At 43.3% G+C, this 23379-nt stretch carries 15 protein-coding genes; 7 read left to right on the top strand and 8 right to left on the bottom strand.

Translation table 11 applies throughout. The features are described 5' to 3' along the window. Positions 1 to 31: 31 nt before the first annotated feature. Positions 32 to 8590, bottom strand: coding sequence for a YadA-like family protein (locus AK823_RS10120; protein WP_068328807.1), 8559 nt, complete (start codon positions 8588 to 8590; stop codon positions 32 to 34). 849 nt (positions 8591 to 9439) lie between these two features. Between AK823_RS10120 and AK823_RS10115 the strand changes: the two genes are divergently transcribed. Both AK823_RS10115 and AK823_RS10110 read left to right on the top strand, forming a co-directional pair. After that, on the top strand, positions 9440 to 9742 hold the full coding sequence (locus AK823_RS10115) for a tautomerase family protein (RefSeq protein ID WP_228138848.1): 303 nt from the start codon (positions 9440 to 9442) through the stop codon (positions 9740 to 9742). A 76-nt stretch (positions 9743 to 9818) separates the two neighbouring features. Further along, on the top strand, positions 9819 to 10397 hold the full coding sequence (locus AK823_RS10110) for a GNAT family N-acetyltransferase (protein ID WP_068328804.1): 579 nt from the start codon (positions 9819 to 9821) through the stop codon (positions 10395 to 10397). 140 nt (positions 10398 to 10537) lie between these two features. On the opposite strand, the gene AK823_RS10105 is transcribed toward AK823_RS10110, so the two are convergent. The 7 genes from AK823_RS10105 to AK823_RS10080 form a co-directional block, all read right to left on the bottom strand. Then, complete coding sequence (locus AK823_RS10105) at positions 10538 to 11203, bottom strand: histidine kinase (RefSeq protein ID WP_068328801.1); 666 nt, start codon at positions 11201 to 11203, stop codon at positions 10538 to 10540. Between the two features lie 235 nt (positions 11204 to 11438). Then, complete coding sequence (locus AK823_RS14130; RefSeq protein WP_158510475.1) at positions 11439 to 11588, bottom strand: hypothetical protein; 150 nt, start codon at positions 11586 to 11588, stop codon at positions 11439 to 11441. Between the two features lie 96 nt (positions 11589 to 11684). After that, positions 11685 to 12299 (bottom strand): hypothetical protein, encoded by a 615-nt coding sequence (locus tag AK823_RS10100; protein ID WP_068328798.1) that lies wholly within the window; start codon positions 12297 to 12299, stop codon positions 11685 to 11687. Between the two features lie 69 nt (positions 12300 to 12368). Beyond that, positions 12369 to 13073, bottom strand: a complete 705-nt coding sequence (locus AK823_RS10095; protein WP_068328795.1) for a hypothetical protein — start codon at positions 13071 to 13073, stop codon at positions 12369 to 12371. An 84-nt stretch (positions 13074 to 13157) separates the two neighbouring features. Beyond that, positions 13158 to 13913, bottom strand: coding sequence for a phosphate/phosphite/phosphonate ABC transporter substrate-binding protein (locus tag AK823_RS10090; protein ID WP_228138847.1), 756 nt, complete (start codon positions 13911 to 13913; stop codon positions 13158 to 13160). Positions 13914 to 13916: 3 nt separating this feature from the next. Further along, the gene (locus tag AK823_RS10085) at positions 13917 to 14411 is read right to left on the bottom strand and encodes a PAS domain-containing protein (protein ID WP_068328793.1); all 495 of its coding nucleotides are present in this window, start codon (positions 14409 to 14411) and stop codon (positions 13917 to 13919) included. Between the two features lie 189 nt (positions 14412 to 14600). Continuing rightward, positions 14601 to 14963, bottom strand: coding sequence for a roadblock/LC7 domain-containing protein (locus tag AK823_RS10080; RefSeq protein ID WP_068037029.1), 363 nt, complete (start codon positions 14961 to 14963; stop codon positions 14601 to 14603). Positions 14964 to 15622: 659 nt separating this feature from the next. Between AK823_RS10080 and gdhA the strand changes: the two genes are divergently transcribed. The 5 genes from gdhA to AK823_RS10055 all read left to right on the top strand — a co-directional run bounded on the left by gdhA (position 15623) and on the right by AK823_RS10055 (position 23377). Continuing rightward, positions 15623 to 16969, top strand: coding sequence for an NADP-specific glutamate dehydrogenase (gene gdhA / locus AK823_RS10075; RefSeq protein ID WP_068037026.1), 1347 nt, complete (start codon positions 15623 to 15625; stop codon positions 16967 to 16969). Positions 16970 to 17713: 744 nt separating this feature from the next. Beyond that, a complete protein-coding gene (locus AK823_RS10070; protein WP_068328790.1) occupies positions 17714 to 19615 on the top strand; it encodes a glycosyltransferase family 2 protein in 1902 nt (633 codons plus the stop codon). A gap of 102 nt (positions 19616 to 19717) precedes the next feature. Further along, positions 19718 to 20935, top strand: coding sequence for a glycosyltransferase (locus tag AK823_RS10065; protein ID WP_068328788.1), 1218 nt, complete (start codon positions 19718 to 19720; stop codon positions 20933 to 20935). Between the two features lie 178 nt (positions 20936 to 21113). Then, positions 21114 to 22382: a hypothetical protein gene (locus AK823_RS10060; protein ID WP_068328785.1), complete on the top strand. Its 1269-nt coding sequence runs from the start codon at positions 21114 to 21116 to the stop codon at positions 22380 to 22382. A 17-nt stretch (positions 22383 to 22399) separates the two neighbouring features. After that, positions 22400 to 23377, top strand: a complete 978-nt coding sequence (locus tag AK823_RS10055) for a glycosyltransferase family 2 protein (protein WP_068328783.1) — start codon at positions 22400 to 22402, stop codon at positions 23375 to 23377. Positions 23378 to 23379: the final 2 nt, after the last annotated feature.

Raw genomic sequence — 23379 nt, 5'->3', positions numbered from 1 at the left:
ACAAACGCTGTCGTGAAGTAACGTTGTTATACTAGAAATGGAAGCCTGCACCAATTGCACCGCCAGCATTCCCTTGCGTATCTGCCGTACCATTCACTTTAATTACCCAACGACCGTTATCAGATACTTTAGATACACCAACAGCCACTGCACTTTCGCCATTGTATGACGCGATACCGCCGCCGACCATTGACTTACCTGGAATATAAGCTTGCGGTAATGAAGACATTGCCATCGCTGCTGAGATACCAGCGTTTGCATTGTCTTCGACTTCACCAACTCTGTAGCCTAGCGCGTTGACGCTATCACCCAGTTTTTTATCAAGAGCAGTGAGTTGACCGAAGTTGACCGCATCTTTTTCATTGGTACCAGCTTCAACTCCAGTAATGACAGTGTTGGCTGCATTAAAGCCTTCAGCGGTCATGCTAGGACCATCTTTGATGGTGACGCCTGTGTTATCAACCACCGTATTGCCTGTGGTGACACTATCGACTTCGATGTTGCCATCTAGGCCAATTTGAATACCGCCATTAGCAGTGCTGGTCGTAATGTTATTACCGCCTTCAAACTGAATGCTGCCATTATTACCGCCGACGCTCTGACTGATGTTATCGCCATTATCCGCGCCAAAGCTAATACCTGCGTCAAGACGACCAGTATTGTCTGTGATCTTCTCGTTATTGGCTTGGATGTCTTGATTAGACTGCGCATTGCCTTGATTGACAGCAGCAATAGCATCACTGATGTTACCTTTGCCAGTGCCACCAATGTTACTGACAGTGAGATTTCCAGCAGCGTCGTATTGTGCATCTCCACCAATAATACCAGCGACACCGCTACCAAGGTTATCTAGCTGACCTTTATTAACTGCGTCTGTTGCTCCAACCCCATTAGCCACGTTAGTAATAGTGGTACCTCCAGCACCGCCACCTAATGTGATACTGCCTTTATTGACAGTATTATCATCTGGGTTTTCGTCGTATTGGACTGCTGCATTATTGAGGGATGCATTGCTATCACCAAGTGCGTCACTGACTGCTTTTAACTGTGAGACGTTGACGGCGTCAGAGTCGGCTGTACCAGCAGCGACACCTGTGATTTGGCGATATGTGCCATTAGCCGCATCGCCTACAGCAACTGCGCCTGTAGTGCTTGTAGTAGCCATAATCGCCGCATTACCGACTGCGCCAAAACCAATAATTCCAGCACCTGTCATCGCTGCAGAGCCAGTGCCTAATACTACTGAACCCTCGACAGTTTGAGTGACATTGTTGCCGAATACAAAGGTGTCATCACTATCAATAGTATTATTATTACCTACTGAGTAACTGTTATTGCCATCAATAATACTTGGGTCACCAAAGGCCCCTGAGTTATTACCGTTGACGATGTTGCCTGTACCTACACTAATAGACTGAGTGCCGTTGGCTTGAGCACCATCACCGATGGCAACAGAAGAGGCACCATTGACTTGAGAGCCCTTACCTATGACTACAGAGTTTGTAGCTTCTGTCGTCGCTTTGGTATCAAATCCTAAGGCAATCGTACTATCTGCACCAGACTCTACAATAGCATTGACACCAATGGCTGTTGAGTTAGCACCACCAGCGCTTGAGTCGTTGGTAATACCCAAATCACCGTCAGCACTAACGGCATTGGTATGAGCAAATTTTACCCCTTCGGTATTCATTTTTTGCACGGTTTGACCGATACTTAAACGATCGGTAACTTCTTGACCTTCGACATCGTAGGTTAAGAACAACGAATCCAAATTACTGTTATCTACAGAGGTGTTAGCGACTTGCTCAGCGATATTAATGGTAACTTCATCACCATTTTTATCGAAGATTTTGACTTTGGTAGCTCTATCAAGCTGACCTTTATTAACTGCATCAGCAGCATTGATACCATTGGCAATGTTAGTAAGAGTGGTGCCACCGCTTACTACGATATTATTATCGTTATCGTCTTTACCAATAACAGCCTGTGTACCGTTAAAGATAACTCTATCGTAGTTTACTGTATCGTCATCATTACGATCATATTGAACGCCACCTGCAGTTATGTTGCCAGCAATAGCGCTTAATTGACCAAAGGTTGCTGCATCGCTAGCTACTGAACCATTGGCAAGGTTAGTGATTTTAGTAGCGTTTGCATCAATGCCTTGTGCCGTGATGATTGGCCCTGTTGTGTCGCCTGTGCCATTAATGAAGCTTATGCCGCCTTGGTTGACAGTGATGCCATTGTTACCAGCATTGTCTGTGGCACTAAAGCCTTCTGCGCCATAGTTGCTGGTATTAGTACCGTCAGTGACGTTGGTGCCTGCACTAGTCATGGTCGTGATGTTGTCTGCACCATCATCAATGCTTACACCAGCAGTGTTGGTTACGGTATTGCCGGTCGTCACGCTAGTAAGTGCTAAGTCTTCTTTGGTTTTGACTTCATAATCAGTAGAACCATCAGTGTTGACCGTTTCGGAAACGGTGATGTTTTTACCTTCAGTGACGGTGCTTTTCGCTTTGGTAGCTGCATCTTTAACCGATGAGATGGCACCGTCAATCGTGTTAACGCCAGTGCCGCCAATGTTGGTTGCGGTGACAATACCGCTAGCGTTCGTTGCATTGCCACCAATGACGGTTGCAAGAGAAGCTGCGCTGCTGTTTAACTGATCACCAGTCACCGCTTCAGTTGAACCTGCGACAACGTTGCCATTAGTAAGACCACTTAGCGTACGTACGCCATCAGTACCAGTAAAGTCAACACTATTGCCATTAGTCTGAGCGCCAACCGTAATCGCGCCTGTACCGGCGTCTTGACGGACGATACCGGTGCGACCAGCGTTGATATCGTCGATATCGCTAGTGTTAGTAGTGGTACGACCATCAAGGTTGGTGAGGGCAGCGCCCACGTTATTGACCGTAGTGTTGACACTAGCATTAGTCCCATCATCTAAGGTATAACTTGGAGCACTGACTGCGCCAGTGGCTGCGTTATAGTTCGCGCCGCCACCTAGGTTACTCGCTGTACTATTGCCCAAAGCATCTGCCTTAGTGTTACCGGCATTTGCTATCGCGTCTAGTTGGCCTTTATTGATGGCTTGGTCAGCAGCAGTTGCATCGGCAACACCGCTAATTTGTCCTGTGTTGCCATCTAATACCAAGGTGTTGGAGACAGGGTTTGATGGGTCGGTGTTGTCAACACCGCTCACACTAATACGACCTGTACCAACAGTAGTGCTGTTGATCCCATCAGTCGCTGTGAAGCCGTTTGCACCGTAGTTGCTGGTGTTGATGCCATCAGTTACGTTAGTGCCTGCTGCTGTGATGGTGGTTGAGTTACCACCAACAGTACCATCCGTGATGGTAACGCCTGTGTTATCCGTTACTGTGTTGCCAGTCATCACACTACCATCAGTACCAAGGTTAATGTTCTCAGCCAACTGGACGCTCAGACCATCTGTACCGTCTGCTACCACACCGATATTGCCAGTGGTTAAGTTACCAGTTGCGCTACCTGTAACCCTGAGTGTGTCGCCAAGGTTGCGATCGATCAATGTACCGTCGTCGCCTTGGAAGTTTAGACCAGCATTAGTCAAGCCTGTAACCGCTGCATTCATGTCACCAGCATTCACCGCAGTATTTGCATTGGCAGGTAAACTTATATCACCTGCACTTGCCACGCCTGTTAGTTGACGAGCATCGCCACCTACATTGGTAAAGTTAACGCTTGTACCGCCAGTCTGAGCGCCAACGGTGATAGCGCTTGTACCTGTGTCTTGACGAACCAGACCAGTTCTACCTGAGGCCAGATCTGCGAGACCAGAAGTGTTCGCAGTGGTACGACCATCTAGGTTGCCTAGTGCACTACCGACGTTATCAAAGTCGCTGGTGGTACCGGTATTGCTACCATTATTTAGTGTATAAGTCGGCGCGGTATAGGTATCAGTTACAGCATTATAAGTTGCACCGCCGCCAAGGGCAGACAAGTTCCCTGTTGCAATATTATTGGTGTCTGTTAATTGACCGAAAGTTGCTGCGTCATTTGGTGCAATGCCATCAGCTAGGTTGGTAATTCTATTATTACCGTTATTGAGTCCAGATCCGCTAAGGGTAACAGTATTGTTAGGACCATCAACAATGGTAACACCAGCATTATTTAATGTACTGTTACCAGCAGTGATTCTATTAACATCAATATTATCGTTCAGAGTAACTTGTACGCCATCGACGGTGGTAGTAGAAGTGATATTACTATCACCAGTGAAATTAATAGTATCGCCTAGCGCAAAGTTATTGTCTGTCGTACCATTCCCAACGCTAATACCTTTATTGATGTCAGTTGTATTGGTGGTGGTGCGTATATCTAGGTTACCTAGCGCGTCACCAACGTTGTTAACCGTGGTATTGGTAGTCGTATTGGTACCGTCATCTAAAGTATAAGTTGGAGCGGTATAAGTATTGTTTGCTGCATCATAAGCAGCATTGCCGCCCAATGCCGCTAAGTTGCCAGTAGAGCGATTGCTGTTGTCGGTGATGTTGGTATTAGTAGTGTTTAATTGATCACCCGTCACCGCTTCGGTTGAACCTGTGGCAACGTTACCATTTGCAAGGCCACTCAAGGTACGCACGCCATCAGTGCCAGTAAAGTTAACGCTTGTACCGCCAGTCTGAGCACCAACGGTAATCGCGCCTGTACCGGCGTCTTGACGGACGATACCGGTGCGACCAGCGTTGATATCGTCGATATCGCTAGTGTTAGTAGTGGTACGACCATCAAGGTTGGTGAGGGCAGCGCCCACGTTATTGACCGTAGTGTTGACACTAGCATTAGTCCCATCATCTAAAGTATAGCTTGGAGCACTGACTGCGCCAGTGGCTGCGTTATAGTTCGCGCCGCCACCTAGGTTACTCGCTGTACTGTTGCCCAAGACATCGGTCTTAGTATCAGCAGCATTGCTTGATGCTTCTAGCTGACCGAAATTCACTGCGTCGCCTGCGTCCGTACCGTCATCGACGTTGGTGATTTTATTACCGGCGGCATTGATACCAGCACTGGTGATACTCGGTCCACCCGTAATGGTCAGACCGGTGTTGTTTAAGACACTGTTACCGGCGGTGAAGCTACCATTTGCACCAAGATCAACGCTCTCATTTAAACTAACTTGTACGCCATTAGCAGTAGTAGTAGAAGTGATATTACTGTCACCAGTGACATTAATAGTATCGCCTAGCGCAAAGTTATTATCTGTCGTGCCATTCCCAAAGCTAATACCTTTATTGATGTCAGTTGTATTGGTGGTGGTGCGTATATCTAGGTTACCTAGCGCGCCACCAACGTTGTTGACCGTGATATTGGAGCCAGTATTAGTCCCGTCATCCAAGGTATAGGTTGGGGCAGTATAGGTATCGGTTGCTGCATCATAAGCAGCGCCGCCGCCTAATGCAGCTAGGTTGCCAGTAGAGCGATTACTGTTGTCGGTAATGTTGCCTGCGTTGATATCGATGTCTGTTCTATTAGCAGTAACGTTAGTATTAGTAGTATTTAACTGATCACCAGTCACTGCGTCATTTGATCCAGCAGCAACGTTACCATTAGCAAGGCCACTTAAGGTACGCACGCCATCAGTACCAGTAAAGTTAACGCTGGTACCACCAGTAGCAGCACCAACAGTGATCGCGCCTGTGCCAGCATCTTGACGGACGATACCGGTACGACCAGCGTTGATGTCGTCGATATCGCTGGTGTTGGTATCAATATCTGTTCTGTTGGCTGCAACGTTTTGATTGGTAGTATTTAATTGATCACCTGTCACTGCATCACTTGATCCAGCAGCAATAGTGCCGTTGGATAGGTTAGTGATTTTATCACCGCCTACATCTAAACCATTAGCTGTGCTGGTCAATACCGTATTATTAGTGGCATCACCAATAGTCGCTTGGGTGACACTGATGTTCTCTGCTAAGTCGTAGTTAATGCCATTATCGACAGTATTGGTCACAACTAGGTTGCCGTCGGTATTTGTGAAGTTGACGCTTTCACCAAGTTGAACGTTATCATTAGTACCACCAGCTGCGCTAATGTTAAAGCCCTTTGCAATATCAGCGGTATTAGTAGTGGTACGAGTATCTAAATTACTAAGAGCGCCACCAACGTTGTTGACCGTGGTATTGGAGCCAGTATTAGTCCCGTCATCCAAGGTATAGGTTGGGGCAGTATAGGTATCAGTTGCTGCATCATAAGCAGCGCCGCCACCTAGAGCAGCTAGGTTGCCTGCTGAGCGGTTATCGTTATCAGTGATGTTGCTAGCATTAGTGGCAACATTGCTATTGGTAGTATTTAATTGACTCACGTTCACCGCATCATTGTCGGCTGTTCCGGCAGCAACGCCTGTCAGTTTACGGTTCTCATTTGTTGAATTACTAAAGTCAACGCTGGTACCACCCGTTTGAGCGCCAACGGTGATAGCGCTTGTACCTGTGTCTTGACGAACCAGACCAGTTCTACCTGAGGCCAGATCTGCAAGACCAGAAGTGTTTGCCGTGGTGCGACCATCTAAGTTGCCTAGTGCGCTACCGACATCGTTATAGCCTGTGGTGTTACCATCGTTATCGCCGTTATTTAAGGTATAGATGGGTGCTTCAACTACACCTGTTGCAGCGTTATAGCTTGCACCGCCGCCTAAGTTGCTTGCTGTGCTGTTGCCTAGCGCATCAGTCTTGGTATCAGCAGCCCCTGCTGCTGCATCTAATTGACCGAAATTCACCGCGTCATCAGCTACGATACCGTCGGCAACTTTAGTAATACGATTGCCACCGTTATTAAGACCTTCATTGCTTAGAGTCACTGTTTGGTTTGTACCACCGGTTAAAGTAATACCAGATCTATTGACGGTAGTATTACCTGTTCTAACGCTACCATTTGCACCAAGATCAACGCTCTCATTTAAACTAACTTGTACGCCATCGGCGGTGGTGCTGCTGGTTAGGTTGCTGTCACCAGTGACATTAATAGTATTACCTAGCGCAAAGTTGTTGTCTGTCGTGCCATCGCCAACGTTGATGCCTTTCGCAATATCAGTGGTATTAGTAGTAGTACGAGTATCAAGGTTGCCTAGCGCATCACCGACATTGTTAACCGTGGTATTCGTAGTCGTATTGGTACCGTCATCTAAAGTATAAGTTGGAGCGGTATAAGTATTGTTTGCCGCATCATAAGCAGCATTGCCGCCCAATGCAGCTAAGTTGCCAGTAGAGCGATTGCTGTTGTCGGTGACATGAGTATTGGTAGTATTTAACTGATCACCTGTGACAGCTTCGGTTGATCCGGTAGTAACATTACCATTAGCAAGGCCGCTTAGCGTACGCACGCCATTAGTACCAGCAAAGTTAACGCTTGTGCCGCCAGTAGCATTACCAACTGTTATAGGGTTTGTTCCGTTGTCTTGACGAACAAGGCCTACGGAGCCATTGGTTAAGCCTACAATATTGTTATTAGTAGCTTCAAGTGCTGAGTTGGTAGCCGCTAATTGACTACCATTAATAGCATCAGTACTGTCTGTGCTAATTTTACCACCAGCGACGTTCTTTATTTGTCGTTCAAGCCCTGCTGCACCGACGGAGACTTGCGCACCTAACTTGACCGCACCTACATCATCTAACACACTACCAGCGAAGTTATAGGTGTTGCCACCTATTACAATTGTCTTTTCGGAAGTAGCATCGCTATCTGTCTCTGCGCCAGCACCAAGAGCGACTGAACCTGACTTGGTGGCAGTGGCTGATACACCAAGAGCTGTAGAACCTACACCAATAGAGGTAGCCTGTGTACCAAATGCAGTGGATAACGCACCGATTGACTGTGCTTGTACGCCAATAGCTACTGAAGCAGCTCCAGCAGTTTCTGTGCCGATATATTGTCTTCTATTTGCATCTGGAATATTTGGATTACTTGCACCTTCTGCAGCTGTATAGACTAAATCACGACCTGCGAACTTTTTAAAAGCTTCGTTGACATCGCCACTGTTTAAATTACTGTTCGTTGAACCGTCTATATTGCTCTTAGATGCTGAATCTAAATCATCACCACCGATTGCAATAGATGAGCTACTATTGGAGCGTACATTGGCACCAAATCCTATAGATTGATCACCTTTTACTTGAGTATCATAGCCTATGGCTATACTTTGAGCGCCTTGTATGTCTCCTGCATCTACCTTAGTCGTTGCTCTACCACCTATTGCAATATTGTTTCTACCACTAGCATCGCTCTCACAGCCTATAGCGATATCACCAGTAGACTTATCTGCCATGGTATCTGTGCCAAGAGCAGAAATAAGACACTCGTTAGTATCTATTGAACTAGCTCCTACAACAGCTACTGCTTGCATACTAAATCCAGCACTAGCTAGCCCCACGCACAATGCACTAAGGCGCAAGAGTTGCGCGCCTCCCGTTAGCGTGTCATTGGAAGCACTTGCAGCGTTAGAGCTTACGACGGCACTTGATGATTTGCCGCGACTTTTCGCATATTCTGCTACTGCCATAAAACAGTTTAATGACTGATTCCAAATAACTTTATAATTGCGATTCATAAGGTAACATCCTGTAGTGGTCAAAACCCTGCCTGATAACAGTAAGATCTGCTGATAATAAATTGACATTAGTAGAGAAGAAATAACTAATACTTTTAATTAACGAATAATTTATAATTAATGGTAATACAAAAGTAATACAAAGTGAAGTTAATTAACTTTTATAAACCATAATTATATTTTTATTTTAACTGATAATTAATATTCGTTTTAAAGATTGTATATAGATATTTTAATATTCATTTAAACGAATATAAATAAGAGGTTTTTATTTTTCATAGATGAGTTATAAGTTTTATATAACTAAAAAAATAGCTTTAAAAGTCATTGTTTTGAGATTGTTTTGAGATTGTTTTAAGATTATTAAGCAGGTGTTATCAATGCCTTGTAAGGTATAGTGTACGAAGTATCGATTAGACTATATGAGCATTACTAAGATATGGATTCTCGATAAGACGAAAGATAAATATGGTTTAATAAATAATAAAATATATTAAATTTTATTTATTAGTCTTTTAAGGTTAAAAGATTAAGATGTAAAATTTTAAGTAAAAATTTTTTCATATATGTATAAATTTAATCAAAATATAATAATAGTTCTAAATATGTAAATAAATAATAAGTTAAGGATTATATTTTAAGTTATATAAATTTAATCATAATAAAATATTTTTTTTATTATTCCTAAGAAATAGGGTTTGTGATTAAATGAGTTTTTAATTAAATTAAATAAAATTATTTTCTCTAAAGTATATAGGCTTACTTATGATCGTTATCTATGGTGTTAAAGAGAATCTCAATCCTATTTAAGCAGCGCTGTCTACTGTCATTCATAACTGCAAGCAGTCGGTGCTTGGACTACCAGAGGATAAAAGGGCACAGCGCTTCATACCGCTAGACTCTGAGGATTTTTACTATCCTGCTGATAGGTCTGCAGCTTATACTGTGATTGAGATCAATATGATGGAAGGACGTACTATCGCTACCCAAAAGGTGCTGATCAAATCATTGTTCCAACGCATCGAGTCGGAGGTAGGAATCGCACCGATAGATATCGAAATTACGATAAAAGAGCAACCAGCGCATTGTTGGGGGTTTCGTGGGATGACGGGTGATGAGGCGCGTGATTTGAAGTATAAAGTGAATGTGTAGCGGCAGAACGTACTAATAGTGCAGAATGTACTAGATGTCAGTAGAATTAGGCATTGGACGAAGCAGGCAAAATATCATGACGCAAAAAGTGCTAACAACAGAACGGCTCTACCTCAGGCAATGGCAGCCAAGCGACTTTGCGGTGTTTGCAGAAATGAATGCTGATCCCGAGGTAATGAAATACTTTCCCAAGCTATTATCGCCAGCATTGAGCGATGTGATAGCCAATAAGTGCCAGCAGCTTATTGAAGATAAAGGTTGGGGGTTTTGGGCGGTGAGTCTAAAAGGCAGTTTAGAAAAGAAGGATACCTTTATCGGTATGGTTGGCTTGAATGAAGCACATGCTGATATGCCTTTTGCGCCCAATGTGGAAATTGGTTGGCGACTACACAAAGACTATTGGGGACAAGGTTATGCAACTGAGGCAGCAAGAGCCTCGTTAAGGTTCGCATTTAAAACATTAGAGCTTGATGAAGTCGTCGCCTTTACTGCCGTTATTAACAAGCACTCGCAATTGATTATGCAGCGTATTGGTATGACTGATACACAAGAAAACTTTTATCATCCAATGCTTAATCCCAGCCATCCACTTGCTGAGCACGTCTTGTATAAGGTTACTCAACAGCAGTGGCAGGAATCTATTGTTAATAGTTAATTAATAAACTCTAAAGGCAAAAAATACAAACCATAGTGGTTAGTAGGATTTTTTCTTACAAATCAGAAATATTTTTGTTAGAAATTTAATAAATTGCCATTATAGTTTTAAGTCAGATTTTTTAAAATCTCTCAAAAATCTTAACTATTTCGAGAAAACGTCAAGATATGCCCCTTAAACGGTAGATCCAAATAAGTAGTATCTTCAGGTTTTATGTGTTGACTACTAAAGCCTGATTCAATCATTTTTGTCGTCAGCTTGTTTTTGCGTCCGCGACCGGGGTCAACGATGATGACTTCACAGTTGGAGCTGGCATGGCGATCAATGAATGCGGCCAATATATCGATATGCTGATCTTCGTAGAGTAGGTCGCTACCGATGATCATATCAAAGCGTCCAAGTTGACTGTTGTCTTCGGCCCAGTCTAAGCGCTCAAAGTTAATTTCTTTATTATTATTTAACGTGGTATTGCGATCAAGGAAGTACTCGACCGTCGGATGATAGTCCGTCGCCGTGATGTCCGCATGCCGATGATTAAGTAGTAGGCTGGATAGTGCCATCCCGCAGCCGACCTCCAATATACGCTTACCCGCGATATTATAATCGAGCATATGGTTAGCCAGTACCAAGCTTGACGGCCATATCACCCCAAACAGTGGCCAAGATGCCGAGCAAATACCTAAATTGAGTGCCTCATCGTCAGGGTCACTGAATTGTTGGTTGTCGCGTAAGGTGCAAATGTGAATATCGGTATTGCCAATTTCAATCGTTTGATAACGCACGCGCACAGTAGTAAGCGAAGTCATAAACTGTCCTAAAAAATGAGCAAGAGTGCAAGGATTGGCAGAGGTTGCCACTATCAGGAGTTGGATAATAAAAAGGTGGGAAAGACTGAGTAACAGCCTATATAAAGAGGTGGGTGTAATTAATTTAAGATTAACTGGATAATATTATGCCTGATAGCTCGGTGAGTTATTGTTATTTCGCAAGGTACTAATATTACTAGCATTACTGATGTTGCTAGCTTTTTGAAGTCTGCTATTAAAAGGAGTCTTCTATAAGACGTGCTACTAGCATAAGCTTTTCTTGTGTGCTGTTCGCCAGCGTGACAGAGGCTGCAAAAATTAATTCCAGCAGCACTGGCTGACTTTTAAAGTGAATGGGTTGTAAGCGTGCACTTAGTTTGGACATATTAGATGCACGATTGCTTGATATCGGAGAGTTTCAGTACGAAGTCATGCCTTGACGAAGTTATATTTTGCATTGACGTTTTTTTATAATGGAGCTTTAGTTATCAAATCGTAGCCCAGAGGTTTTGATGCCCCAGATTAGCTCAACAAAGGCGCGATTATTGGTCAAGGGTTCACCGTCGATAATAAGTGCATAGCCGCCACCATCGATCCACAAAAATACAAAGCTGGTCTCAGGAATCAATAAATCAACTTGTTGGAAGAAAGATATCGCTTGGCTTTCAACTGCCCAGCCGCGCTGTCTTTGACGTAACATAAATCCAGAGAAGTCCGCTGCCGCTACGCTAAGCATGTCGGCTTCTTCTTGGCTGTAGCCAATGCGCGCCAAACAAAACCCTTCGTCTGAAGCGATGGCAGCGCGGCGCTTGCCGGATAAGCTTGCCACCACATACGGCAAAAACTGATCAAGTGGTAAGTGGGGAGCGGGCAAAAAGGTAGATAGCTTTTCAATGAAACCTTGTTCAACGAAGTTATTTAACCATCGTTCTGAATACTCCTCCAGCCATGCTGCGACCAGCATCGTCTCGCGATGTGACAACAGTGCCTGTAATGCCAACTGCTGTGCGGTTGGTTTACTTTGGGAAAATGCTTCAAACACGCCAGCAGGGGTTAAGGTAATATAGGTTTTGTCAGCATCATCAAAAGTGGACATAAAAGTTACCTTATCGACAGGATGGAATAAAATAGGGGTTAATCAGTTGCAATGTTAAACCAGCAATAGCTACGCGCTTGCCTTGTTGTCTAAGCTTAGCGTGTTTTTTACTGGCTTAGAGCCTAAGATTTCTTTTGTAGAAGTTGAACCCGTTTGTTCTAATTGCTGTTGGCAATCACTCCAGTGTTCATCAAATTGCCAGTCGCTTTTACCTAAGCGAAACCAAACGATAGAGAAGGCTAAGCGATCATTACAAGCCAAGCAATGAGCAAAAAATTCACGCTCAATTTGCTCAATCGTATTCCAGTCCGCCGCATCACGTGCGCTCATTAGCTCATTGGTAATGTTCCGAGCGATCTCTTTGGCATCATCACTGCTGATACGTAGGCGATGGGTTTGCACGTTCAACGATGGCGTTACCAGTACGCTCCAGCGCGTCGCAAACTCACTGCTGTGCCTTATATAATCAAGCTTGTTGATACAGTTATGAAAGGCGTGCTCTATCTGCGGATGCAGGCGACCTTGAATACGAGCAAAGATATCTTTGACATCGTAAGGAATGTCATACCAACAGCCAAAGAAAAAGTCAGCGACCGCGCCTTGTAGCGGTTCTTTTTCATTAAGCATCAAAGCGGCATTGATACGTTGTTCGTGATAGTAGCGGTTATTGGGCGCGGCGAAAATCTTCCGAGAGTAATAACGAAACGTGCGACGTGCAGTCATCTCGCCGCTTTTATGTAAAAGTAACTCGTCAGTTGGAAATAAATCAGCCATGACGGTATCCTTAATATAAGGGATATTATAGGTTTTAGCGCGACAGACGATACATGATTTTATAAAGGAACGACCTTTTAAAACTTAATCAAGTAAGGTTTCCATCAAATCCAACATAAACTCGCCATCTTCTTCGCTCATCGCCTCAAAGCCTTGCGGCATACCAAGCTCGGTAAGCGCCTCTTTACCGCTATCATCTTGATGAAAGGTGAGTATCGCCTGACTCAATGCGTCCGCCTCAGTGAAATCATCTTTAATCAGTAGCACATGACTAATATCTGCCAAATCACTTTCGATCAGTACTGACAGTTGTGCTTTGGTCAAACGTGAGAAGCTATGAAAGATTTCTGCTAAGAAGAACGCAGCTTGTGCGTTACCTTTGATAACTTGCCTTGCCGCTGCTTGATAGGTTTCGGTCACTTCCCAGTTTAGATCTGCTTCTTCTAAGTCTACCGCTTCTAGTAAGCGCAGACCGATAAGCTTCACATCGCGGTTGTCTGCCATAGCGATGGTTGCGCCTTTGGTCAAATCTTCTAAGTGATTAATGTCACTATTGGCGGCCGATGCAATGACCATTTCATCAGATTTACCGATTGGGCGTGCGATGGCGCGATAGCCTTTTTCACGAATCAAAGCGGCAGCATCAAAAGGATTGGCATAGATAATATGTATGTCACCGGCATCGACCATCTCTTCTTGTTCAGCATGAGAGGTCGGTGTATTGAGATGCAAGTGAATGTCCGCACGCTTTTGGATTAAGGTGTTAAACATATGCCAACCTGCAAAATGATCAGGCGAAAAATCAGGGGCGATTAATAGGTTATACATCTTCTCGTTCATGATTTAACCTTCCTCATTCTGTTTCATTTCGGCATATTGCATAGTCGCCGCTTCAATCTTGCTACGCGAGGGCTTACGGCGCACGGACGTATAGCCGACGGTTTGTCCACGGCGTACATTAGGCACGACAGTCGCATATACCCAATAATGGCTGCCATCTTTGCATAAATTTTTGACATAGCCATGCCATTTTTGTCCTGCTTTCACCGTTTGCCATAAATCTTGATAAGCGGCATTGGGCATATCAGGGTGACGCAATATATAGTGCTGCTGACCGATTAGCTCGTCTGTCGTATAGCCACTGATTTCGACGAACGCATCATTCACATGGGTGATGATACCGTCTAAATCCGTACGCGAGACGATTAGCTTGCCATCAGGATAGGGACGTTCAATCGCAGAATCATAAACGCTGCGTGAAGTACCGTCATGATAAGTCAGTGCAACTTTCTCAGCTGGCATATCAGGCTTCGCGGCATCGAGAAGGGGAAAGCCCATAATAACCTCCTATATTTATCATTATAAATTTTCAGTCGTCTATAGTCATAAAACCGCTACGGTCTCAACTTCGCTCGCCATATTAATCTATAGCTTGCTCTTGGTTTGCTTTGGTTTTTTGGCGTCGATATTATTGTGGATCGACTATGCTAGACGACAAGAATGATTTTTATTACCTAGATCTATTACTTAGATCAGCTTGGCAAGTGCTTCTGAGGCGCGTTTAATGTCCAAAAATATCAACCCAAGTTTGGCATTGGTTTTGGCCATAATCGTAAGGACTGCTTCATCGCCCGATGAAGTCATAATCACATAGCCTTTTTCACCTTGAATCATAATACGGTCAATACTGCCACGAGCCAACTCACGACCTGCGCGGTCACCCAACGATAATAACGCTGCTGACATAGCACCAACGCGGTCTTCATCCACGCCTGTCGGCAAAGCTGAAGCTATCATTAAGCCATCGTTTGAGATTAGAGCAGAGGCTTCGACGTCTGCTGATGAGCTATTAAGGTCTTCTAGTATTTGTTGGAACGAATCTGTACGCATAGATATCTCACAATCTCTCATTGTTAAATGGACACAAACCATTCATTGATAATATTCAAAAATAACTTTGTATTTAAACAAAGGATGTATTCAGGTAAACGATTATAATACCTTACTAGCAATGTGGATTATTATAATGCCTTACTATTAATAATGATATGAAATTATCGAATTTAAGTTAAGTTTTTTGCCATTTGCTTTACTTTTTATACCGCTCATACGCTTGTCTAGGCCAATATATGATAAGAATCAATAAGATGCCTTAGAATGTATTCGTCTATAACCATAGCCGTTCATAATTAGTAGCATTTATATTGCAATACGGGATTGACTTTTTTCAGTAGCAGGGTAAATTAAATAGGAGATGTCAAGTAACCAACCGTTTTGACCATATAAGCTGCGCGCCACAATTACTGTCTTTGTCATACCGATCCCATCTGTACATACTCAGTAGTCTCAAAGTGATATGCAATAGACATATAAACGTCATGACGCCTGTCGGTTGCTTAACTTATCGGCTTTTAATCCCGCTAGCCTTTTGTGTACCGAACGCAAAAAATCAATCCTGCATCAGTACTTGCAATGCCGTAGTCTACTGAGTACGGTATTGTAGAGATGTAATCGAGTACCATCACACGTTCTATAGTTAAGGAAGATCTATGAGTATCAGTCAGGCCATCGAAAAAGTTGAAGCGCGCTATGCCCATCAACCTGAGTTTGTTCAAGCAGTCAAAGAAGTTGCGCTTACCATTGCCCCTTTATATGATGCTCATCCTGAATACCAAAAATTCAAAATATTCGAGCGTCTAGTAGAGCCTGATCGTATTATCGCTTTTCGTATTAACTGGGAAAACGATAAAGGCGAAGTTCAAGTCAATCGCGGCTGGCGTGTTCAGTTCAGCAACGCTTTGGGACCTTATAAAGGTGGCGTACGTTTTCATCCATCGGTGAATCAATCTATTTTGAAGTTTTTAGGCTTTGAGCAAATCTTCAAAAATGCATTGACTGGTCTACCTATGGGCGGCGGTAAAGGTGGTTCTGATTTTGACCCTAAGGGCAAAACTGATAATGATATTCGTCGTTTTTGCTATGCTTTTATGCGCGAATTACATCACTATGTTGGTAAAGACGTTGACGTACCAGCAGGCGATATCGGTGTTGGCAGCCGTGAAGTCAGTTATATGTTTGCCATGTACAAGAACTTGACTCACGAGCACGGCGGTGTATTAACCGGTAAAGGCGTAGGTTTTGGTGGTAGCTTGGTGCGTACGGAGGCCACAGGGTATGGCGCAGTTTACTTCCTAGAGAATATGCTGGCCGCGCAGAACGAAGATATCAAAGGTAAGAGGGTGTTGATATCAGGGGCGGGTAACGTCTCACTACATGCTGCTGAAAAGGTCTTTATGCTCGGTGGTATTCCAATTACGGTGTCTGATTCAAAAGGTACTTTATATGATGAAGCAGGTCTCGATCAAGAAAAAATCGACTGGCTTAAAAAGCAAAAAGAACAAAGTAAGCCGTTAGCTGACTATGTCGATGTCTATGGTGGCGAGTGGTTTGCCGATCAAAAGCCATGGCAGTTTAAGGGCGATATCGCTATCCCTTCAGCCACTCAAAACGAAGTTGATGAAGATGATGCCAAACTGATGGTTGAAAACGGCATAAAATACGTAGTTGAAGGCGCTAATATGCCTCTGACTGCCAAAGCAGTTGATTATATCTGTCTGCATCGTGTGCATTATGCGCCAGGTAAGGCAGCAAATGCTGGAGGGGTCGCAGTATCTGCGCTTGAGATGTCACAAAATTCAGTACGTCAATATAAAAGTTTTGATCAAATTGATGAGCGTCTAAAACTTATAATGAAGAATATCCATGATTGCGCGGCTGAAGCGTCAGAGAAGTACAATCAGACTGACAATGGTTATATTGACTATGTAGCAGGTGCCAACATTGTCGGTTTCAAACGAGTGGCTGATGCGTTATGTGCTTATGGTATTTTAAACTAACTTGTGATGTAAACTAGCTTGTGACATACACTAATAATACTATAGGATAGCTTGTTCTTAGCTCTCTGAAAGCAGTTTGGAAGCATTCTTAAATGCCGCATCTATATCTTATAGGTGCGGCATTTTTTTGTGCAAAATAAAGCCATAGAAATCAATCTATACATAAGACAAGCATCACCTTAACCAACCTTTATAGCATTAAAGAAATAGCTATTAACATGACGTGTATCCTCGAGTATTTATCGTTAGCTATCAAACAATATGATTAATGTATCAAAGACGATAGATAGAGTTATATGGACGCTAAGCGACTAATATAGCAGCGTTTTTACAATAATTACGTGGCGTTACACTACGGGGTGATTATGTACATTTCACAGGTAAAGACTATTATTTCTTTCAACTATCATAGATTTTTATACAGGCAAATAACGATAAGACTTTGAATAATATTACTCAGATAAAATTTAAGACTAATACAAACTGAGTGTCAATTAAGCAGCTATAAGTACATGGGTTGACCCTCTCGCTGATAGACAAGTTACGACAATGATAGAAACCGACAAGTTTCTATTTTTCGTTTTAATTTCCTTCTTAGTTAACGGGTAAACACAGGGACAAGACATGAGTATCAATAAAGTAAATTATTCTACAAAAACGTCATTATTTATAAGTGAGGAAACCATAAGACAGAATGCTATAGAAAGGAGTGCTATAGCAAAAGGTGCCATAAGGAGAGATGGTATGAAAGAAGCTGACGTAAATGCAAACCAATACGTTGTCACAGATAATAAAACAAAAAACATAAATAGCTTGAGTTTAACCAAGAATAATACATTAAAGATTCATAGTTCACCTGCTTATCATCTAAAGAATTCTAAAGCTCAAACTGAGAGTCACGGCAGAAGCGATCGTAGCAATAACTTCGAAGAAAAAAATCTCAATAGAAATATCCTGAACAAAACTCTTCTCAATAAAAACATTCTAAATAGAGCAGACAGCCAGACGTACAAAGCTGTATCAAAGAATGCCTATGTTAGTAAAGAAACGCCTATACGTTTAAGTTTTCAGCTAATGACTCGTGCTGAGCCAGCAGCGCTAGTCATTGAGACAATTAAATCATTATTGGCTATCAAAGCAGACGACGATGAGATTTTAATCGTTGATAATAATAATACTCAAATGACCTTATACGAGCCACTAGCACAGTTCTGTGCCAGTCTTGATGCGCGTCATAATGTACATTTTTATCATATCGATTCAGTAGCAGGTTTTAAAGCAGGCGCGCTTAATTTAGCGTTAGGACTCATGGATCCTAATTGCAGCCATATAGTGGTAGTCGACAGTGACTATCAGGCGTTACCGCAGGCACGAGTATCAATTGCAAACGCCATCGAACGCTATCCGTCTCATGCGCTATTGCAATTTCCACAGTTTTATCGGGACGCAGGTCGAGTCGATATTCATAGCGAGTTAAATCATTATTTCAATCATCATTTATACCGTCCGTTTAACCGTAAACGCGCGCTATCGACAGGGACTTATGCAGTTATTCGCCGTCGCGCGCTACTAGATTTGGGCGGTTGGTCAGGCGCATCAATTACCGAAGATGCGCAGATGGGTGTGCTGATGCATGGTCGCGGCTTGCGTAGTCAGTTCGTTCCTGAAGTTATCGCGACAGGACTGCTGCCGACTACCTTACACGACCTAATGAGTCAGCGGCGACGTTGGATCTACGGCAATATGCAAGTGCTTAATACTTACTTCTCAGCGTCATCAAACTTGCCTTCCACAAGTTCACTCGTCACACACTCATCCGCCACAAAAAAGAAACTTAGTGAGCGCCTAGCGTACATGGGTGCGCACTTATCTCAGCTTAGTGCTTGGGTCAATTTTACTGGTATCTTTATCGTATTGCAGCTATTGACGCTGCTTATCATTACGGGCGCGCTACTATTCAGCACCAGTTTGAATATTCATGCTTTGCTTGCTCCTTTATATATCGTGTATGCAAGCTACGCCATATTTTTGGGGAGGCAATTATGGGCATATATGCATGATAGTGCACCGCTCAATCAGCAAACTAACCATGGAGCTGCGCCAAGTTTAAGTAATCGTTTGCGGGCTTGGGCTGTGCATTTGAATTTTTGGGAGCTGGGCGCCTTATCATGGTGGCCAGTATTGTGGGGACAAAAAAAGCCATTTATCTGTACACCGAAACAAGAGTTGATAAGTACACGGAAATCAGTTTATGCTGCCAATTTAATGGCGATGCCTAAAGTACTGCTAATGTTAAATATAACCACAGCTATAATCGTATCGCCATTTTCACTGTTATATTCACCGCTACTGTTTGGCTGCGCTGTGATGGTTTGTCTCCTAAAAGTATGGGCTGCCAAAGTGATGCTAGCTAATTATAGCTATGAAGAATATAAGGTTGCGAATGAAAGGGTAGCTGCTGAGAGTTTCATTACTAGGAGTCTAAGTACTAAAAATCTTGATGGTAGAAGTCTCGGTGCTAGAAACCTAAGCGCTAAAAGCTTCGTTACTAAAAACTCGTCTCATCCGCATACGATTAGTATTGCTAAATCAGAAGACAGACCTTTGGTGTCTTCATTCAAAGACGACAATGCTGTTAATTTCTAAGAACATTAATTTTAAGAACATTAGTTTTAATCTCTACAGTTTTTATCTGTATTTAATGACTGTTAATTGGCTCATATTTACTTAATTCATATTGGACTCGTTATGTTATCTAGCCCTACTGTCGATATACCAAGTGTTACTACTTACCGTAGTGCTAGAGTAATGGATACTCCAGTGTTGCGCATTGCCATTATTGCGCATTCTTTATATCCAATCGCGCAGCCATACGCCGGCGGTCTTGAGATGATTACCGAGCTTATCTGTGATGAAATGGTCGCTCAAGGGCATGAAGTGTTGCTCTTCGCGCACGCTGATAGTCAAACTAATGCGACACTCGTGCCCTTTATGACGCGTACGCAGTTTGATGCGTTGGTCTATGACAATGAGCATGATTCGGTAGGTATGAGCCGTGAGGAGCTGTATCAGTATTTGGTCTATCAGCAAGCCATGCGTGATATCATCAGCCGTGATGAGCAGGGCATGATCGATGTGGTGCACAATCATAGCTTGCATCATATACCGATGATGATGGGTCAGGCGTTTGGCGCACGCTTCTTTACCACCTTTCATACGCCGATTTTTCCGCAGTTGCGTTTGGCATTATTGACACTACGTCAAGGAACGCAAACTCAGTTCACCGCGATTAGTGGTCATCAGCAGCAGCTATTTGATGAGTTCGTGCCTTCTCATGTGGTCTATAACGGTATTGATGTGCAGTCATTTGATGCCAATACAAACCCAATTGAAGACGAGGTTTACTTTTGGTATGGGCGCATTTGTGTGGAGAAAGGTACACATCTAGCGATGGAGTATTGCAAAGCGGCAGGCAAGCGCCTCATTATTGCAGGGCCTAAGAGTAATGAGGAATATTTTGATGAGTACGTTGCACCGCTACTAGAAGAAGATAAAAACGATGGGTCTTTATTCAATTACGTCGGTCATCTGAGTAAAGATCAAATCAATGAACGCTTAAGCCAAGTGACGGCTATGCTCTTTACCAGTACATGGGACGAGCCTTATGGCTTAACATTGGCTGAGAGCTTGGCTTGCGGTACGCCAGTCATAGGTTTTAATGTTGGTGCGAGCGCTGAGATTGTTACGCCGGATACTGGCATTATCGTACCTAAAATGGATAAAGATGCTTTTATTCAAGCTTTTGATGATATTAAAAGTATTTCTCGCGTGGCATGTCGCCTTCGTGCTGAGCAATTTTGTTCCGTCGCTACGATGGTTGATGGTTATCTGCGGCTATATGAGCAGGCATTAGAAAGTAGTGATAGTGCTAATGTTAGCGCTCAGATTCAGGCCTTGTCTTTCTAGGGGATACTTATGATTCAAATTCTAGATGTAGGCTGGGTTTTCAACCCAGCATTTTGCTTTTGCAAAGCTTCAAGGCTTAATTAAAACTCAGCCTACTGAAAATTTTCCAAAAAAACAGACTGACTTGACCAGCTATTTAATTGTCATTTCTCAATAAGTAAGTTCTAGGACATCTTTTATGCGTATTGGCTATTATGCCCATCATCATGGTTCAGGTCACTGCCGCCAAGCAGATAAATTGGCTGCATTATTGCCGCTCGAGTTACGCGATCAGATGACGGTGTTTACCAGTTTACCTATTGATGGTTATCGCTTTAGTACGATAACTGATGAGCAAATCGTACGTTTAAGCGCTGAGGATCAGCTGCCAGAAGATGTACTGCCAGGACGAGCTGGAAAATATTGGCAGCCAAGTAGTTTGCATTACTCGCCAGTAGGTAATCGTCATGTGCAGACGCGTAGCTGGCAGCTACTCGATGAGATCCGTCAGCGTCAGATTGACCTAATGATTATCGATGTGAGCGCCGAAGTTGCCATGCTATGCCGCGCTGCTAGTGTGCCTTACTTATATGTAAAGCTGGCAGGCGAGCGCGATGATATGCCACATTTGAATGCCTTTGCTGGCGCGCTGGGATTATTAGCTCCTTATCCAAAGGCGCTTGAAGCGCCAGCAACGCCGGACTGGGTACGCCAAAAAACGCTATATCTTGATTTCATGCCCAATAAGACGGATGAGCTGTTAACGTTTACCGCCTTTATAAATAAGCTCATGACGCTCACTACTGATAATACTATTCATGAGCGACTTTACTCGCGTTTAGACGCTGTCAATAAATCAGCTGAAGATAATGCCAACGAAGGTAGTATTGTTACCGTCATTAAGGGCTATGGTGGTCACGATGCTATTGATGCCAAGCTGCTACAGCTGCGCCGTGCATTACCCAATGCATTGATTATATCGCTTGGACCTATTAACGACGAGGCACGTGATTATGTCGATATTGCTGCGCACGTAGATGATGTAACGTCATTTATTGCCTATAGTGACCTGCTTTTGATGGCTTGTGGTTTGAACGGTATTGCGCAAGCCTATGACTATGCGACGCCGCTTGTGGTATTACCAGATGAGCGTCCGCATCGTGAGCAGGAAGTCATGGCAGAGGCACTGATTGAGCAAGGCCGTGCTTTAAGTTGGCCGCAGTTTATCGCTCAAATTTCAAGTTTGGGTAGTCAGGATATACCGTCTTTTTTATCAGTTAACAATAAGTCAATTAACAACGAATCAGTTATCAATGAATCAATCAACACTGATAAGACTGCTTTGACGGGTAACCAAGCTAATATGCTAGCGCAAGAATTTATGGATAGTTTCGCTGACTATACTTCCGTTAAAGCTTGGTTTGAGGAATGGTTATTGCCGCAGCTAGGTATAAAACCTGAAAGATAATAAGAGCAAATATTTCTATGACAACGATAACCAAAGCGCAAGACGCCATTCATGCCACTACTCCCGTTAGCGTGCCTTTAAGCGTCATTACTACCTGCTATGGACGCAATCGACACCTCTACAATCTACTCAGTAGTTTGTCGCAGGGTAGTGTCAAACCAGCAGAAATTATTATCGTTAATGACGATGCTGAGCATGAACGTCTAGCAGAGTACGATTTAAATATTATTAAGATAGCAACGACTACAGCGACTGAGGATGGATTAGCAAGTAGCGCATCATTTGATATTGGTCGTAACCGTAACCTTGGAGCCGCGCGCGCCACGTATGACGCCATGGTTTTCTTGGATGTAGATTGTATCGTCGCCCCAACCTTTATTGAGCAGCTACATTATAAACTCCAAGCACATTCCAAAGCCTTACTGATGGGTCAACCGCGTTATCTGATGCGTCCTTTAACCGATGATGAGGGTAGTCAGCTACAACAAGGTAAATTAGCAGCCGATTATCTAGACAAGCTGTCCGTATTTAACCCTTATCGGGATAACTTTGATTTGCAGCATCAAGATAAGTCTATTAAACAGACGCAAGATTATGGTGCATTTTGGAGTCTTTGCTTTGCGATCATGCGCCGTCAATTTGAGAAAATTGGTGGCTTTGATACGGATTATGTCGGCTACGGCGCTGAAGATACGGATTTTGCTTTTATGGCGCGTGCGTTGAATATCGATTTTTACTTAACTGATGATGTGATTTACCATCAACAGCATAGTGTCTATAGACCGCCGCTTAATCATTTAGATAGTATCGTTATCAATGCCAATCGCTTTTATGAAAAATGGCAACATTGGCCGATGTCAGTATGGTTAGCAGAGTTTGCGCAGTTGCAATTGATTAACTGGCAAGATACGCAGACAGTACCGATTGCTATCAATCGACAGCCAAGTGAAGTCGAGATTAGAGCGGCTCATTATCCGGATGCGCCTTATGTTTAGTA

It is taken from the genome of Psychrobacter sp. P2G3 (assembly GCF_001593285.1).
Classification (GTDB): Bacteria; Pseudomonadota; Gammaproteobacteria; order Pseudomonadales; family Moraxellaceae; genus Psychrobacter.
Note: the sequence above shows the minus strand (reverse complement) of the source record. Positions and strands in the feature narration are given on the sequence as shown.